The following is a 14,910-nucleotide window of genomic DNA, read 5'->3' as shown; positions in this document are numbered from 1 at the left end:
CTGAATGTTTTTTTCTCTCCGCCCGTTGTGGGGGGCGGCCATCCGGGGCGAGGTGGGGCATGGGTCGTTTGCTTCTGGCCACAGCCGCCGGCGCGGTCGCGGCCACCGTGTGGGCTGAGCGCCGGCCGTGGGGTTTGGCGTACTACCGGCGCGCGTATCACCGGCTGGCGCTGTCGACGGGCCAGGCGAAGGCGTGCAGCTGGGCCAAAAAGGCGCAGGGACATCGCGCTGATATTCGCCCGGAAAAATCCCCCCGCCCCTAGGACCGGCATCTTGTGAGGTGGGCTGGCGATGGCTCGACGGCTTCCTCCGCGCGGTACACGGGCAGTTGAGCGGGCCACGTTCGACGCGCTGATTGAGCTCGACGCCGTCCACAAGCCCAAGGGCCAGATCGCCCTTTCGTTGGCGCGCTCCTTGGACGGTGGCGCGGGCATGGCGGCCGCCGCTATTGCGCGCGAATTGCGCATCACGTTGAACGAGTTGGCGACCGGTGGGGTGCAGGGTGACAGCAGTCCTTTCCAGCGGTTCCTCGACGCTCTTGGCGGCGCGGAATCCACCGCCGCGGTTTTCGACACCGCGGCGGTTGGATCGCCCGACGCTGGGCGGCCCAGCGGCGAAGATCGCGGAGGCGCTGGGGAAGCCGCTGATGCCGTGGCAGCGCCACGTACTCGACGTCGCGCTCGAGGTGGATCCGAAGACGGACCGGCTCGTGTACCGCGAGGTGCGGCTGACGGTGCCAAGGCAGCAGGGAAAGACGCAGCTGATCCTGACGGTCGCCGTGCACCGCGCGATCGCGTTCGGGGTACGGCAGAACATCGTGTACACGGCGCAGACCCGCAAGGACGCCCGAAAAAAGTGGGAGGACGAGCACGTCGCGGAGCTGACCAAGAAGGACAGCGTCTTCAAGGACATGCTCCGCGTAAGAAAGTCCAACGGCGACGAGGCGATCAAGTGGAATAACGGCTCGATCCACAGCATCGACGCCGTAACCGAGCAGTCCGGTCACGGCCCCACGATCGATCTTGGCTTCATCGACGAGGCTTTCGCCCAGGTCGACAACCGCACCGAGCAGGCAATGAAGCCGGCCATGATGACGCGCGAGCAGCCGCAGCTCTGGATCGTGTCCACGGCGGGCACCTCGCGGTCGGTGTATCTGAAGGACAAGGTCGACGACGGCCGTGAGCGGGCGCTGGCGGGCCTGACCGAAGGCGGCATCTGCTACATCGAGTGGTCGGCCGATGAGGAGGCCGATCCGCTCGACGAAGAGACCTGGTGGTCGTGCATGCCGGCCGTCGGCTACACGGTCCCGCGTGAGGCGATCCGTTCGGACTTCGAGTCGATGAGGGTCAAGCGTCTCGGTGAGTTTCTCCGGGCCTACCTGAACCGGTGGGTGAACACGCCCACCGATCCCTCGCCGATCGACCCGGATGTGTGGGCTACTCGCGCGGCCGACCAGGACCTGGTGCAGCTCGAGGATCCGGTGACGTTCGGTTTCGACATCAATCCTGAGCGGACGTCGGCGGCGATCAGCGTCTACGGCGGCACGGTGCGCCCGGTGCACGAGGACGGTCGGCCGGATCGGGTCGGTTACGGCGAGATCGTCGAGGAGCGCGAGGGCACCGAGTGGCTGCTTGACCGGCTGCTCGAGCTGGTCGACGACTGGGCACCCGCGGCGGTCGCCGTCGACGCGAGCGGCCCCGCCGGCTCGCTCATCCCGGCGCTGGTCGCCGCCGGCGTGCCGTTGAAGCTGCTGACGGCGCGCGAGATGGCTCAGGCCGCCGGCGGACTGTACGACGACGTGCAGAACGACCTGTTCACCCACGGCGGCCAGGAGCCATTGGACGCCGCGATCGCGGGCGCATCGAAATTGGCCCAGGGCGACGGTGCGTGGAAGTTCGGCCGGAAGGGCTCGGCGGTGAACATCAGCTCACTGGTCGCGTTGGCCGCCGCGCGCCAAGCCGCCCAGGTAACCGAAGACGAAGGCTCCGATGAGGACGTGTCGGTGTGGGACACCTCCGACGAGTCCCTCGAGCTGTGCGACGCGTGCGGCGACAAGCCACACGAGGATCCCGACGGTGAATTCGACTACCTGTGCAAGGACTGCCGCGAAGGGGGCGACTGATGAGCCTGAGTGACGTCCTGTTCGTCGCGGGCCTGATCCTGCTGGTCACCGCCGCGTTCGTCATCGCGACCGCGCTCGGTTTGATCCTGCTGGCCTTCGTGCTGATCGTCTTCGGTCTGGCGCTCGGCGACGCTGACAAGCGCAGCGCCGGCCGAGAGGACGAGATGTGATCCTCGATCGCGCGATCCGTAACGCCCGGGCGATGATGCGCTCGTCGGAGTGGGGCGACTCGTCGATTCCGCCGAACTCGCGTGCCAACGATGCGAGCGTGCTCGGCGGCGGCTCGTCAGGTGAAGCGGGTGCGTTGAGCATCGGCGCGGTGCTGGCGTGCATCAAGGCCTTGCACGACGACACCAAGGTGATGCCGTTCAAGTCCTACGTCGGCGAGAAGTACGGCGCGCACCGCCCCGCCGATGTGCAGCCTCTGATCGTGACCGAGCCCTTCGGCCCGGACACGCCGGTCAACGTCGGCATGGCGCAGCTGGTCGTCAGTGTCGCGATGCGCGGCAACGCCTACGCCTTCGGCACGCACATCGATCCGAAGACGGGTCTGATCGATCAGACGACGATCCTGCATCCCGACTCGGTCCGAACCAGCCGCGATGCCAAGGGCAAGTTCCACATGATCGGCGGCAACCGGTACGGCCCCGCGGACGTGGTGCACATAACGGGGCTGATGTTGCCCGGCGCGGTGGCGGGCGTGGATGTTCTGACGTATCAGCGCCTGACCCACGACCTGGCATGGAAGGTCAACGCCTACGCCGACGGCTTCTTCGGCGGCGGCGGCTCGCCCTCCGGTGTCATTGCGATGCCCGGCCCGGGAGATCGCAAGAAGATCCGCCAGGTCAAGGACAGCTGGCAGGCCGGCCACGCCGGTGTCGCCAAGGCGCACCAGCCGGCCGTGCTGTTCGGCGGCGCGACCTGGACGGCGATGAGCATTGCGCCGGAGAACGCGCAGTTCCTGCAGACCAGGCGCTATCTGCGTGAGGAGATCTGCGGCTTGTACGGCGTGCCGCTGCAGCGGATCCAGGCGATCACCGAGAACGCTGCGCAGGGCGGCGGCAAGGGCCTGGACGCGATCGACGCCGGCTATGTGCGGCATGGTCTGATGCCGGCGACGACCGGCATCGAGGTCGAGTGGAATCGGCTCATCCCGGGTGGTCAGCATTCGTGGACGAACTTCGACTATGACGAGTTCCTGCGTGCCAGCGCCGAGGTCCGCGCCACCGTCCAGTCGTCCCGCCGTACCGCGGGTACCCGAACCATCGACGAGCTCCGGGCCGAGGACGGTCTCGAGGCATACCCCGACGGGTTGGGCGCCAATCCGTTCACGCCGCTCAACTCCAACGCCTCCCCCGCCGGCGGCGCAGACAACGCACCGGCGCCAGGCAGCGACCCAGGAGGTACCCAGTGACGAAGCTGAAGATCCGCGACGGCGGTCTGCGCGAGCTCGAGCAGCGCGTCCTCGACGGCGAGATCAAAGCGATGCGCGCCCTCGTGCGGCAGGCATCCGGGCCGAACACCCTCGACCTGCCCTTCCGCGACGTGCAGCTCCGCGCCGCACCGGATGGCACCGGCGGCACGCGGCTGCTGTTCACCGGCTACGCCTCGGTCGTCGAGGCGCCCTACAACATGTGCGACTGGTACGGCGACTACACCGAGATCGTCCGTAGCGGTGCGTTCACCAAGACCCTCGCCGAGGACCCGGACACGATCTTCTGCCTGAACCACGGCTGGGACGGCGCCCCGATGGCCCGCACCAAGCCAGGCACGTTGCGTCTGACCGTCGACAGTACCGGCCTGCTCACCGAGGCCGACCTCGACGGCCAGCGCTCCGACGTGTACCACGTGCAGTCGGCGATGGAGGCTGGCGAGCTCGACGCGATGAGCTTCGCCTTCTACGTCACCCGCCAGATGTGGTCGCCCGACTTCGACCAGCGCGACATTCAGGAGGTCGACCTCGACGGCGGCGACGTGTCGGTCGTGACCTGGCCGGCCAACCCCGCGACCGAGGGCACGACCGCGCTGCGTAAGCGCGCCGCGCAGGCGCTGGCGCGATCGCGGGTGCCGGGTCTGATCGTGCAGCGCGCCCGGGCGGAGAAGCGCGCCGGCGCAACACTGTCGGCCTCGACGATGGAAACCCTGCAGCAGGTCCTCGACCTGGTCGCCGATGCCGACGTCGCCGTCGACTCCGCGCAGGCCATCCTCTCCGAACTGATGGGCGTTCCGAACCCTGACGACGAGGAGGAGATCGCCGGCTCGGAGACCGACGACTCCGGTACCCAAAGCAACTCTGGCCCGCACCCCGCGGACGTCAGAGCCCGGCTCGCGCTGATCAGCGCAGCCACCAAGTAACACCCCACCGCAGCACGCCGGCCACCCACGCCGGACCCGGATCCTCGGGCACCACCTGGGCGGAACACCTGCCGCGCAATCCCGCAAGTGACTCCGAACCAGGAAGGGGCATTCCCATGTCTCCTCAGTGCAATCAGCCCGGCGGCCCGTTGGGCTACCGCAAGGACGGCCGGCCGATCTACCGGATCGCCGGCGGCGCGCCGACCGCGCTCGACACCGTCCGCGACACCCGCGACGCGTTGTCCACCGAGATCGAGCAGCTGCTCGCAGCTGCCGTTCCCGAGGACCGCGCGGCCGCGGAAGTGGCCAACCAGGCGATCATGGACAAGATCGCGCAGCGCACCACGCTCGAGGAGCGTCTGCGCGTCGGCGAGGCCGAGGACGTTCGGCGCAAGGCCGAGGCCGATGTCCAGCAGAAGCTGGGCACCAAGGTCGACAAGAGCGGCCAGCCCCGCGCCTACATCACCAGCGAGCCGCGCACCTACGGTCCCGGCACCCGATCCAGCTACTTCCTGGACCTGGCCCGTGACCACATGCAGCGCGGTGACGGTGACGGCGGCCTCGACTCCGCCCGCGACAGGCTTCGCCGCCACCAGCAGGAGCTCGATGTCGAGCTGCCCGCACGCGAGGCTCGCCGCGACGAATGGGCCGAGGATCAGTCCGAGCACGAGATGCGCCGGGCGGGCGTCAACCGGCGGTCCCGCGAGTCGATGTTTGAGAAGCGGGTCAACCCGAACCGCACCGACGGCCAGGGCGGTTTCTTCGTGCCGCCGCTGTGGCTGATCGACGAGTTCATCGACCTGCCCCGCTTCGGCCGGACCACGGCGAACCTGTGCAAGACGATGGGTCTGCCCACCGGGACGGACTCGATCAACCTGCCCAAGGTCCTGACCGGGACCGCGGCCGCGGTGCAGGCCGCGGACGCCGGCGGCGTGCAGTCCACCGACCTGACTGACACCTCGGTGTCGGCACCGGTGCGCACCATCGCCGGCCAGCAGGACATCGCGATCCAGCTGCTCGATCAGTCGCCGATCTCCTTCGACGAGGTTGTCCTCGCCGACCTGCTCGCCGACTACAACATGAAGCTGGACCTGCAGATCATCAACGGTTCGGGTGCTGCCGGCCAGGTCACCGGCATCCTGAACACGGCCGGCATCAACGCGGTGACCTACACCGACGCGACGCCGACGTTGCCCGAGCTGTGGGTGCCGTTGCTGCAGGCGGCTTCGCAGGTCGCGAAGAACCGCAAGCAGCCCGCGACCGGAGTCGTTCTGACCCCGTCGCTGTGGTACTGGGCTCTGTCGCAGTTGGACACCACGACCCGGCCGCTGATCGTGCCCAACAGCAACGCCTTCAACAGCATGGGTGACGGCGGGCTGCTCGAGTCCGACGGCCCGGCTGGTGTTCTGACCTACGGTCTGCCCTCGTTCCTGGACGGCAACATCCCGTCCAACCTCGGGGCGGGCACCAACGAGACGCGCAGCATCACCGCGCGGTGGCAGGACCTGTACCTGTGGGAGGGCAGCATGCGCACCCGGGTGCTGTCCGAGGTTCTCTCGGGGACGTTGCAGGTCCGCCTGCAGGTCTACAACTACGTCGCGTTCATGCCGAACCGGCGTCCGGAGGCCATCTCGGTGATTTCCGGGACCGGCATGATCCCGGCGGCCGGCTTCTAGGCCCCAACCGGACCGACTGGCGGCGCGCGTCCTGCTGCGATGCGGCGCGCGCCGCCTGCACCGAAATCCCCAACCAGGAAAGAGGAAACACCCATGACCGAACTCAAGGGCGAGGCCCGCGCGGCGCACGTGCAGGCCTTGCAGAACGAGCTCGAGATGCTCCAGCACCGGCCGGTCAGCGACGCGCAGAAGCGCCGGCTCGGTGAGGTCAAGGACCAGCTCGACGAGTTCTCCGACAACCCGAAGCGCCGCCGGCGCGAGACCGCCGTCCGCGTCGGCCGCGGACGGCCGACGCCGGGCGAGCTCGCCGCCGAGCAGGGCGATGACGCCGGCGATGACGCCGGCGACAAGCAGGACTGATCGAACCGGAGGTCTGAGGCGATGGCTTTTGACGTCGGCGACCCGATCCCGCTCGTCTTCAACACGACGGACGCGACCGGGGCGCCGGCCAACGTCGGGGCCGCGGTTCTGACCATCACGCTGCCCGACGGCACCCTTGTGGTGCCGCCGGTCGGCAACATCGGTGTCGGCATCTACCAGCCGGTCACGCCCTACCTGTCGACGCAGGGCGGCCGGCACAAGGTCACCTGGGTCGCGACCGGCGTCAACGCCCAGGACTACACCGACACCTTCTACGTGCTGGCCGCCGACCCGGGCTTGCTCATCAGCGTGGATGAGGCCCGCAAGGCGCTGGGAAAGCTTCCGGGCGCTGACACCGCGCACGACGAGGACCTGCGCTCGCTCATCGCCAGCGCGCTCGCACCGATGGAGGACCTGGCCGGCTCGATCGTGCAGCGCCCTTACGACGAGTGGCACGACGGCGGTTCCACGCTGGTGTGCCTGTTGCACGGGCCGGCGTTCTCGGTCACCTCGGTGACCGAGTGCTATGGCGCCGGGTACAGCCGGCCCTTGACGCAGCAGGTCCTCGACGGCGGTGCCTTCGACGCGTTCGGCTACACCGTCGACCTCGACGACGCGATCCTGATCCGCCGCATCGCCGGCCAGGCCGCTAACTTCGTCGGCGGCCACCGCAACATCCACGTCGTGTACACCGCGGGCCGCACTGTGATCGGCCCGAACATCATCCGGGCGACCCGGCGCCTGGTGCGCTGGCTGTGGCAGACCGAGATCCAGGGCAGCCGGCCGCCCAACCAGGGCCCGGACTCGGCGATCACGACACCGTCGGGGTATCAGATCCCGAAGGCGATCCTGCAGCTGCTCGGCCCGGACCTGCGGCCGCCGGCGGTGGGCTGATGGCGCAGTCGGTCTCCGGTACCTGGGACGCGATGCTGGCGTCGTTCAAGACCCTGTTCGCGGGCCAGGACAGCACGCTCGTCACGCCCGGCGATCCGGGCGAGTTTCAGCCGGACCTGCTCGTCTGCATGATGGGTGTCCGCGGCCCGATCACTCAACCCACTGCGGGCACGAACCGCAGCCGGGACAAGCGGATCCAGGTCACGGTCGTCGTCTCCGCCTATCGCGCCGGCGGCGAGGAAGCGCAGCAGGCCGCCAACGACGCCGCGTGGGCCGGGGCGGACACGATCGAGGCGTACTTCCGTACCAGCCCGAACGAGCGCCTCGGCGGCGCCTGTTACAACGCGTTCGTCGAGGTCACCGACATGACGCCGTCGATCTCCTGGGAACGCGTCGACGGTATGGACACCCCGGTCGCCGCCGGCCGGATCTGCGACATCGCCATGACCGTCTCCGTCTGGATCCGCATCTAACCCACCGTCCCCTCTCTGGCCGTGCACCGCCTGGTGCTGCGGCTGTCAGTCATGCCCGGAGGTAGTCGTGCCAGTCCTACGAAACATCAGCCCGCTGGGTGAGCTGGACCTGCCGCTCATCTACCGCCAGGGCGACCCGATCGGCGAAGAGGGCGCCGGCTGCCTCGAGCCCGGCGAGAGGTTCGACGTGTCCACCGAGCACGCCCGGATCCTGCTCGAGCAGCCGGCTAACTACGAGCCCGTCGACGCGGCCGCCAAGAAGATTCACGCCGCGCTGTTCCCCGAGCCGGTCAACGCCGGCAAGGATCCCAAACCCGCTCGCAAAACGGGAACCCGCCGCCGTGCACCGGCGAAGAAAGCGGCTCCGCCGGCGGCCGCAACCACCGACAGTGACGGGGGCGAGCAGTAATGGTCAGCACGCAGGATTGCTCGATAGGCACCATCGATGAGGTCACCTACAAGACCGCGCCCGGCGCGGTCAACCGGTGGGTCGAGTACCTCGACGAGTCGATGGACTGGAACAAGAACACCAAGCAGGGCAAGGGACTGCGGGTCGGCGGCCGCGTCGCACGCTCCGCCCGGCGCGTGGTGCCCACCGCAGACGGCGGCGGCGCCGTCAACCTCGAGCTGACCAGCAAGGGCATGGGCTTGTGGTGGCAGCGCTGCCTCGGCTCCGGTGTCTCCACGCTGGTGTCCGGCTCGACCTTCCAGCAGGTGTTCACCCTCGCCGACACGCTGCCCTCGTTCGTGCTGCAGAAAGGCCTGCCCGAGCTCGGCGGGACCGTCGACCCGTACACGTTCCTGGGCTGCACCATCGACACGTTCGAGCTGGACTTCACCAACGCCGACATCGCGCAGCTGAAGATGACCATCGACGCCGGCGACCTGACCACCGCCACGGCCTACGCGGCACCGTCATACGCGACCGCGCCGAACCTGTACCAGTTCGCCAACGCGCAGCTGTTCACCGGCACCCTCACCGCCCCCACGACAACCGCCCTGGGCAGCGCGCTCACCGCGGTGGCGGACGTGCGCGGTGGCACGCTGATCGTGAACCACAACACCACGCAGGACCGCTACAACATCGGCGGCGGCGGCCGCAAGGCCAAGCCGACCGTCGGCCTGCGCGACATCACCGGCAAGCTCGACGTCGAGTACGACTCGACCACGTTCCGCGACGCGGTGCTCAACGAGACGCCGATGAACCTGCTGCTCAACTACACCGCCGGCGCACTGTCGACCGGGCTGGAGACGCTGCAGGTGATCGTGCCCGAGATCAAGTTCGACACCGAGCTGCCCAAGACCAACGGCACCGACCTGATCATCCAGTCGATGGCCTACACCGGCCTGGACAACCTGACGGCAGCACAGCCGATCTGGATCGTGCAGCGCACCTCTGACGCGGCGCTGTGACCGCTGACGGCACCGAGGCGTTCCTCGCCGCGGCACAGGCGCTCAACGAGGCCGGCGACAAGGAGCTGCGCAAGGAGGTCTATGCAGCGTTCCGGCGAGTGGCCAAGCCGCTCGGGGAACGGATGATCGCCGAGGGCGCCGCGGAGCTGCCTCACCGCGGCGGCCTGGCCGCCCGTGTGGCCGCTGCGCGGTTGTCCCAGTCCAATGCGACCACCGGCAGGAATCCGGCCGTGGCGATCAAGCTGAAGGTCCGCGAGGGCTACAACCTGCGCACCTTCGACCAGGGCACTATCCGGCACCGCGTGTTCGGCTCAAACCGCTGGGTCGCTCAGTCGATCCGCGCCGGCGCATTCACCCGCCCGTTCGAGGCCGGCGCCGACCAGGTCCGCAAGGAACTGATCGCCGCGTTGGAGAAGGTCGCGAACGGTATCCGCGAAGGCACTGAGGGCGGAAAATTCAAGGGGCACATATGAGGTTCAAGATCGGCACGAAGACCTACAACGGCGCGGACCTGGATCGCCTGTCGCTGAAGGACATCCTCATGCTCGAGAACGAGACGGCAGAGCTGGGAAAGCCGCTGAAGTGGACCCAGGTCCAGGAATGGGAGCAGGACCTCGACCGGCTCACGCGCATCGTCGTCGACGAGACGAAGTCGAAAGCGGTGCGCGACGCGGCCATGAAGGAACGCGAGGATCACCCCGGCAACATTTGGGTGATGGCGCTGGTCATCTGGTCGTCGCGCCGCCTCGCCGGCGAGCTGATCAGCTTCGGCGACGCGATCGACTTCCCGATGAAGGACCTGCAGTTCCTGCCCGAGCCGACCGATCACAAGAGCTCGGCAAATCCTACGAAGGCCCGGCCGCGCAAGGGTTCCGGTCGGGCCGCAAAGCCTCGAGCCGGCGCCGCCACGCGGAAGTAGACATCCAGGCCGGCGTGTACCGGCGGCTGCTCATCGTCTGCCAACTCTGGCCATCGATCAGCCCGCACGGCCCCGAAGTGCCGACCTCGATCTGGAACCTTCCCTATGGCGTGTGGCTGGCCATCGCTGCCGAGACCGACGCCGCGCTCGAGGCGCAGAAGAAACAGAAATAGCAGCAGGGATAGGGGTGTTTGGCCGTGTCGACTGACATCTCGCTCAAGTACCTGCTGCTCGGCGAGGACCGCTCGGCGGGCAAGATACTGAAGGACCTGGCCGGCCAGTCGGAGAAGACCGGCTCGAACCTCAAGCGCAACATCGTGATGGGTGCCGCTGCCGCCGGCGCAGCCGCGATCGCGTTCGCGAAGGTGTCGGTCGACAAGTTCAAAGAGGTCGGCGGCGAGACCCTCGGCCTGCAGCGCATCATGGGTGGCACCGCCGAGCAGGCTTCCCGGCTGGACTTCGCGGCCAAGATGTCCGGCGTCACCTACGAGACGCTGGCCAAGTCGACGGGCAAGCTCGAGAAGGGCCTGTCCGCGTCGCTGTCCTCGGGCAAGGCGACGTCGGCGATGGTCAAGACCCTCGGCTTCGACTTCCGCGACGCCCAGGGCCACATCAAGCCGATGTCGGACCTGATGCCGCAGCTGGCCGACAAGTTCTCTCACATGCCCGCCGGGGCGGACAAGACAGCGCTGGCGATGAAGCTGTTCGGCAAGGCCGGCGCGGACATGCTGCCCTTCCTCAACAAGGGCTCATCCGGCATCGCCGCGCTCGAGAAGGAGTCCGACAAGTACGGCAACACCCTGACCGGCAAGAACCTGGACGCGCTCAAGCAGTCCAAGGCCAGCCAGCGGGAGTGGAACGCCAGCCTCGACGGGCTGAAGATCCAGATCGGCGCCCAAGTGCTGCCGATCATGAACACGATGGTGACGTTCATCCGCAGCAAGGTGATTCCCGTCATCGTGGCGATCACGGGATTCATGCAGAAGCACGCCTCGGTAGTCAAAATCGTCGCCACGGTGCTGGTCGTCCTGGTCGCCGGGCTGAAAGCATGGGCGATCGCGCAGCGGATCCTCAATGCGGTCATGGCCACGAACCCGATCGCGCTCGTAGTGATCGCGATCGCGGCGCTGGCAGCCGGGCTGATCTATGCCTACAAGCATTCGGAGACGTTCCGCACCACTGTGCAGACGGCGTTCGCCGCGGTCAAGTCGGCGATCCAGGTGATGTGGAACGTCATCAAGCCGATCTTCGACCTGTGGAAACTGCAGTTCGACATCCTCGCCAAGGTCGGTTCGTTCCTGTGGGATCACGCTCTGCGGCCGGCCTTCCAGGCGATCATCGGCGCGTTCCTGCTGGTCGTGTCCACGCTGGTGCACGGCGCGGCGTCGGCGTTCGGTTGGGTGCCCGGACTCGGCGGCAAGCTCAAGAACGCAGCCAAACAGTTCGACGGCTTCCGGGACGAGGTCAACGCGGCGCTGAAGGGCACCACGAAGAGCGTCACCGTGTCCGCGCACGTATCGGGTGCGCAGGCCGTCATCAACTCGCTGTCCAACGTCGCGAACCTGATGGCCTACATCAAGAACGGTGGGCACGTCGACATCGGCGTATCCGGCCGCGGCACCGCCGGCTTCGCGGCCGGTGGCTCGCCGAAGGACGGGGTGTTCACCACTGGTGAGAACGGCACCGAACTGATGATGAAGTCCGGGTCCAACCTGCGCGTGCTGTCCAACGCCCAGTCACGGCACTACCTCGCCGGTGGCGGCAGCGGCGGCGGTAACGACGGCGAGGCGACGTTGACGGTTAACCTGCGCTCGGCAGACGGCCGGCTGATGCAGCAGGAGCTGCTGAAGGTGAAGCGCACCAACGGCGGTCTCGCGCTGGGGCTGGCGTGACCAGCGTCCTGGACAACCTGCACGTCGAGTGCTCACTCACCACCTTGCCCGACGACCCGGCGCCTGTGTGGGTGGACATCACTCAGTGGGTTGATCTCGCTGTCGGTATCCAGATCCAGTCACACGGCCGGCCCGACGAGCTGGCCTCGGTGCAGCCGACCCAGTGCACGATCCCGCTCATCAACGACGATGCGCGGTTCACCAGCGACAATGTGGCCTCGCCGTACTACCCGAACCTGAAGATCCGCAAGAAGATCCGCGTCTACTACGACGACGGTGTCAACCCACGGGCCTACCTGTTCACCGGCTATGTCGAGGAATGGCCGGTGGAATGGCCCAACGCCTCGGTCAACAATTCGGCGGCCGTGGTCACCGCTGTGGACAGGTTCAAACGGCTCGGGGTCGTCAACTCGCTGCGGTCGGTGCTCGAGCAGGAGATTCTGGCAGATCACCCCGCCGCCTATTACACGCTGGGCGAACCGAGCGGCTCGCTCACCGCCGGCGACACGTCGAAAGACGTTGTCAATGCGCTCATTACGGCGACCCAGTTCGGCACGGGCGGCGCGATCAACTTCGGCGCCGGCACCGGCCCGGGCAACGACGGACTGTCCGCAGCGGTGTTCGCACCGGTAGACGTGCTCAACGGACAGTTCCTTTCCGGCCAGACGCCATCATCGTTTGACTCCCCGACGGGCGCCACCCTGGAAGCGTTCATCAACACCCCGCCGGGCACGAAAGGCACGGTCGTGCGCATCCAGTCGGCGCTAGACAACTACCTCGAGATCGCCCTCGCCTTCGGCGACGGCAGCGTGATGCTCAAACGCAACACCAACGGCGGCATATTTGCTATCAGCAACTCCGGTATCCCCTCGGTGTCAGACGGGCAGACGCATCATGTCGCCATCACCGCCGACGTCACCGGCGGGCACATCATCATCTACGTCGACGGGAATGCGGCGGCCACGGCCTCCGGCGGATTGACGCCCATCGCCGCGACGTCGATCATGATCGGCGGCGCATCGCCCGGCGCCGACTACGGCTGTTTGAACGGCACGATCTCCCACGTTGCGGTCTTCCGGTCGGTACTGTCGGCCGCGCGCATTCTCGCTCACGCCCAGGCTGGCTTGACCGGCTTTGCAGGCGAGCGTTCCGATCAGCGGATCGCGCGGATCGCCGGCTACATCGGCATCCCTACCGGCGAGCAGTCACTGGACACCGGCCTGTCGACCTCGATCGCGTCAGTGCCGATCAGCGGTCTGGCGCCGCTGCAGGCGATGCAGGACGTCGCCGACACCGAGGGCGGCCTGTTGTTCATGGCGGGCGACGGCACGCTCACTTTCCAGTCGCGCGCGCACCGCTACAACGCGGCCAGCGTGCTGACCCTTGTAGGCGATTCCATCGACCCGGCGGCCAGGTTCGTCAAGAACGACGCGTATCTGGTCAACGACGCGACGGTGTCCAGACCCGGCGGCATCACCTTCCGCGCGATCAACCAGGCATCCATCAATGACCATGGCCCCGCGCGGATCACGCCCACCCTGTTGACGACGTCGGACAACGAAGTGGTCGATGCCGCGAACTGGAAGGTGAACGAGCATGCCGTGCCGGCACAGCGGCTGCCGGCCATGATCGTCGATCTGCTGACCAACCCGACGCTGATCCCGAGCGTGCTCGGCCTGCGCCTGTCCGATCGGATCACCACGGCGGGCCTGCCGACGCAGGCCCCCGCGTCGAGCCTGGACATGTTCGTTGAGGGCTGGGCGATGACGATCGGCACCTCGGGCTGGCCGGTGACGTTCAATCTTTCCCCCGCGGGCTCATCGGGCGTGTGGCAGTTGGACTCCTCCACTTATTCGGTGCTCGATTCGACGACCAGATTGGCGTATTGATGCGCGACGCGAGCTGGTACTCCAAGCACCCGGCGGTGCTGCATGTGCCGGCATCGGCCGGTGCGGAATGGTGCCCCGCTCGCGAGGATCTGTGGGCGGCCACCACTCCGTTCGACCCTGCCGTGAAGACGGCGAAGGTCGCGCCGGTGCTGGTGTATGCCAACGAGGGCCGATGGATCGTCGAGTGCGTCGACTGCAGAGGTGCACAGCTGGCGTGCGCAACCGACCTCCGGTTCATGTGTCACTGCTGCGCGAACGTGATGGTCGGCGGGCTGTGGCGGCCGACAAAATGGCCAGGCAACCGAGCTGCGGTCGAGGCCGCGTTGGCGCCTCGCCAGCTCGGGAATCAGAACTGGATCCCGGGCGAGAAAGTCTCGGAGCTGAAGGCTGAGAACCGTGTGATGGGGGTCGGCTGATGGCGTGGACTTCGCCCCGCACGTGGGTGGCCGGTGAGGTGGTCACCGCGGCCATCATGAACACCCACGTGCGCGACAACCTGGTCGCTATTAACCCTGACGCGACCGGGGCCTGGAACTCCTACACGCCGACCCTGACGCAGAACGCGGTCGCAGTGGCCAAGACCGTCGGCTATGCGAAGTACAAGCAGACCGGCAAGAATCTCGAGGGCACCGTCGTCATGACCCCGACCGCAGCGGGCACAACGACGACGGTCATCAACTCATCCCTTCCCGTCGCACCAGTCGCCGTCAACCCGGTCATCGGTCCGTTCTGGTATCTGGCCGCCGCGGGCACGCGCTACGAGGGAGTCGCGATCTGGACCGGCGGCCTGGTGTATTTCCAGCACGCAACCGCGGCCAACTGGTTCGGCATCGCACCGGCATTCGCGATCGCCAACGGCGACACGTTCACCTTCAAATTCAACTACGAGGTCGCGTGACGGTGTTTCACCGAGGGAG

General features: G+C 67.4%; 18 protein-coding genes. All 18 read left to right on the top strand.

The annotated features are described in order from the left end of the window. The first annotated feature begins 59 nt into the window (after positions 1-59). Positions 60-263, top strand: a complete 204-nt coding sequence (locus VGH54_RS21650) for a hypothetical protein (protein ID WP_331514147.1) — start codon at positions 60-62, stop codon at positions 261-263. Positions 264-502: 239 nt separating this feature from the next. Next, on the top strand, positions 503-2,122 hold the full coding sequence (locus VGH54_RS21645) for a terminase large subunit domain-containing protein (protein ID WP_331514146.1): 1,620 nt from the start codon (positions 503-505) through the stop codon (positions 2,120-2,122). Beyond that, positions 2,122-2,292 (top strand): DUF1056 family protein, encoded by a 171-nt coding sequence (locus tag VGH54_RS21640; protein WP_331514145.1) that lies wholly within the window; start codon positions 2,122-2,124, stop codon positions 2,290-2,292. Before VGH54_RS21645 ends, VGH54_RS21640 begins: the two co-directional genes overlap by 1 nt. After that, positions 2,289-3,536 (top strand): phage portal protein, encoded by a 1,248-nt coding sequence (locus VGH54_RS21635; protein ID WP_331514144.1) that lies wholly within the window; start codon positions 2,289-2,291, stop codon positions 3,534-3,536. Before VGH54_RS21640 ends, VGH54_RS21635 begins: the two co-directional genes overlap by 4 nt. Continuing rightward, positions 3,533-4,477 carry an HK97 family phage prohead protease gene (locus VGH54_RS21630; protein WP_331514143.1) on the top strand — a complete coding sequence of 315 codons (945 nt, stop codon included), beginning with the start codon at positions 3,533-3,535 and terminating at the stop codon, positions 4,475-4,477. The genes VGH54_RS21635 and VGH54_RS21630 overlap by 4 nt, the downstream gene beginning before the upstream one ends. A gap of 116 nt (positions 4,478-4,593) precedes the next feature. Beyond that, positions 4,594-6,153 carry a phage major capsid protein gene (locus VGH54_RS21625; RefSeq protein ID WP_331514142.1) on the top strand — a complete coding sequence of 520 codons (1,560 nt, stop codon included), beginning with the start codon at positions 4,594-4,596 and terminating at the stop codon, positions 6,151-6,153. Between the two features lie 93 nt (positions 6,154-6,246). Continuing rightward, the gene (locus VGH54_RS21620; protein WP_331514141.1) at positions 6,247-6,513 is read left to right on the top strand and encodes a hypothetical protein; all 267 of its coding nucleotides are present in this window, start codon (positions 6,247-6,249) and stop codon (positions 6,511-6,513) included. 21 nt (positions 6,514-6,534) lie between these two features. Continuing rightward, a complete protein-coding gene (locus tag VGH54_RS21615; RefSeq protein WP_331514140.1) occupies positions 6,535-7,407 on the top strand; it encodes a hypothetical protein in 873 nt (290 codons plus the stop codon). Beyond that, complete coding sequence (locus VGH54_RS21610) at positions 7,407-7,880, top strand: hypothetical protein (protein WP_331514139.1); 474 nt, start codon at positions 7,407-7,409, stop codon at positions 7,878-7,880. The genes VGH54_RS21615 and VGH54_RS21610 overlap by 1 nt, the downstream gene beginning before the upstream one ends. A 67-nt stretch (positions 7,881-7,947) precedes the next feature. After that, positions 7,948-8,289, top strand: coding sequence for a hypothetical protein (locus VGH54_RS21605; RefSeq protein WP_331514138.1), 342 nt, complete (start codon positions 7,948-7,950; stop codon positions 8,287-8,289). Then, positions 8,289-9,293, top strand: coding sequence for a phage tail tube protein (locus VGH54_RS21600; protein ID WP_331514137.1), 1,005 nt, complete (start codon positions 8,289-8,291; stop codon positions 9,291-9,293). Before VGH54_RS21605 ends, VGH54_RS21600 begins: the two co-directional genes overlap by 1 nt. Beyond that, the gene (locus VGH54_RS21595; protein WP_331514136.1) at positions 9,290-9,766 is read left to right on the top strand and encodes a hypothetical protein; all 477 of its coding nucleotides are present in this window, start codon (positions 9,290-9,292) and stop codon (positions 9,764-9,766) included. Before VGH54_RS21600 ends, VGH54_RS21595 begins: the two co-directional genes overlap by 4 nt. Further along, positions 9,763-10,212, top strand: a complete 450-nt coding sequence (locus VGH54_RS21590) for a hypothetical protein (protein ID WP_331514135.1) — start codon at positions 9,763-9,765, stop codon at positions 10,210-10,212. The genes VGH54_RS21595 and VGH54_RS21590 overlap by 4 nt, the downstream gene beginning before the upstream one ends. A gap of 14 nt (positions 10,213-10,226) precedes the next feature. After that, on the top strand, positions 10,227-10,385 hold the full coding sequence (locus VGH54_RS21585) for a hypothetical protein (protein WP_331514134.1): 159 nt from the start codon (positions 10,227-10,229) through the stop codon (positions 10,383-10,385). 24 nt (positions 10,386-10,409) lie between these two features. Then, a complete protein-coding gene (locus VGH54_RS21580) occupies positions 10,410-12,104 on the top strand; it encodes a hypothetical protein (protein ID WP_331514133.1) in 1,695 nt (564 codons plus the stop codon). Next, positions 12,101-13,993 carry a LamG domain-containing protein gene (locus tag VGH54_RS21575; RefSeq protein ID WP_331514132.1) on the top strand — a complete coding sequence of 631 codons (1,893 nt, stop codon included), beginning with the start codon at positions 12,101-12,103 and terminating at the stop codon, positions 13,991-13,993. The genes VGH54_RS21580 and VGH54_RS21575 overlap by 4 nt, the downstream gene beginning before the upstream one ends. Continuing rightward, a complete protein-coding gene (locus VGH54_RS21570) occupies positions 13,993-14,409 on the top strand; it encodes a hypothetical protein (RefSeq protein WP_331514131.1) in 417 nt (138 codons plus the stop codon). The genes VGH54_RS21575 and VGH54_RS21570 overlap by 1 nt, the downstream gene beginning before the upstream one ends. After that, positions 14,409-14,891, top strand: coding sequence for a hypothetical protein (locus VGH54_RS21565; protein WP_331514130.1), 483 nt, complete (start codon positions 14,409-14,411; stop codon positions 14,889-14,891). Before VGH54_RS21570 ends, VGH54_RS21565 begins: the two co-directional genes overlap by 1 nt. Positions 14,892-14,910: the final 19 nt, after the last annotated feature.

The organism is Mycobacterium sp. (genome assembly GCF_036488105.1).
Lineage (GTDB): Bacteria > Actinomycetota > Actinomycetes > Mycobacteriales > Mycobacteriaceae > Mycobacterium.
Note: the sequence above shows the minus strand (reverse complement) of the source record. Positions and strands in the feature narration are given on the sequence as shown.

Bases quoted from the DNA above. Each gene is read 5' to 3' on its own strand.
- VGH54_RS21650 (WP_331514147.1), top strand. From the start codon at position 60: ATGGGTCGTTTGCTTCTGGCCACAGCCGCCGGCGCGGTCGCGGCCACC.
- VGH54_RS21610 (WP_331514139.1), top strand. From the start codon at position 7,407: ATGGCGCAGTCGGTCTCCGGTACCTGGGACGCGATGCTGGCGTCGTTC.
- VGH54_RS21625 (WP_331514142.1), top strand. From the start codon at position 4,594: ATGTCTCCTCAGTGCAATCAGCCCGGCGGCCCGTTGGGCTACCGCAAG.
- VGH54_RS21600 (WP_331514137.1), top strand. From the start codon at position 8,289: ATGGTCAGCACGCAGGATTGCTCGATAGGCACCATCGATGAGGTCACC.
- VGH54_RS21620 (WP_331514141.1), top strand. From the start codon at position 6,247: ATGACCGAACTCAAGGGCGAGGCCCGCGCGGCGCACGTGCAGGCCTTG.
- VGH54_RS21640 (WP_331514145.1), top strand. From the start codon at position 2,122: ATGAGCCTGAGTGACGTCCTGTTCGTCGCGGGCCTGATCCTGCTGGTC.
- VGH54_RS21590 (WP_331514135.1), top strand. From the start codon at position 9,763: ATGAGGTTCAAGATCGGCACGAAGACCTACAACGGCGCGGACCTGGAT.
- VGH54_RS21565 (WP_331514130.1), top strand. From the start codon at position 14,409: ATGGCGTGGACTTCGCCCCGCACGTGGGTGGCCGGTGAGGTGGTCACC.
- VGH54_RS21570 (WP_331514131.1), top strand. From the start codon at position 13,993: ATGCGCGACGCGAGCTGGTACTCCAAGCACCCGGCGGTGCTGCATGTG.
- VGH54_RS21615 (WP_331514140.1), top strand. From the start codon at position 6,535: ATGGCTTTTGACGTCGGCGACCCGATCCCGCTCGTCTTCAACACGACG.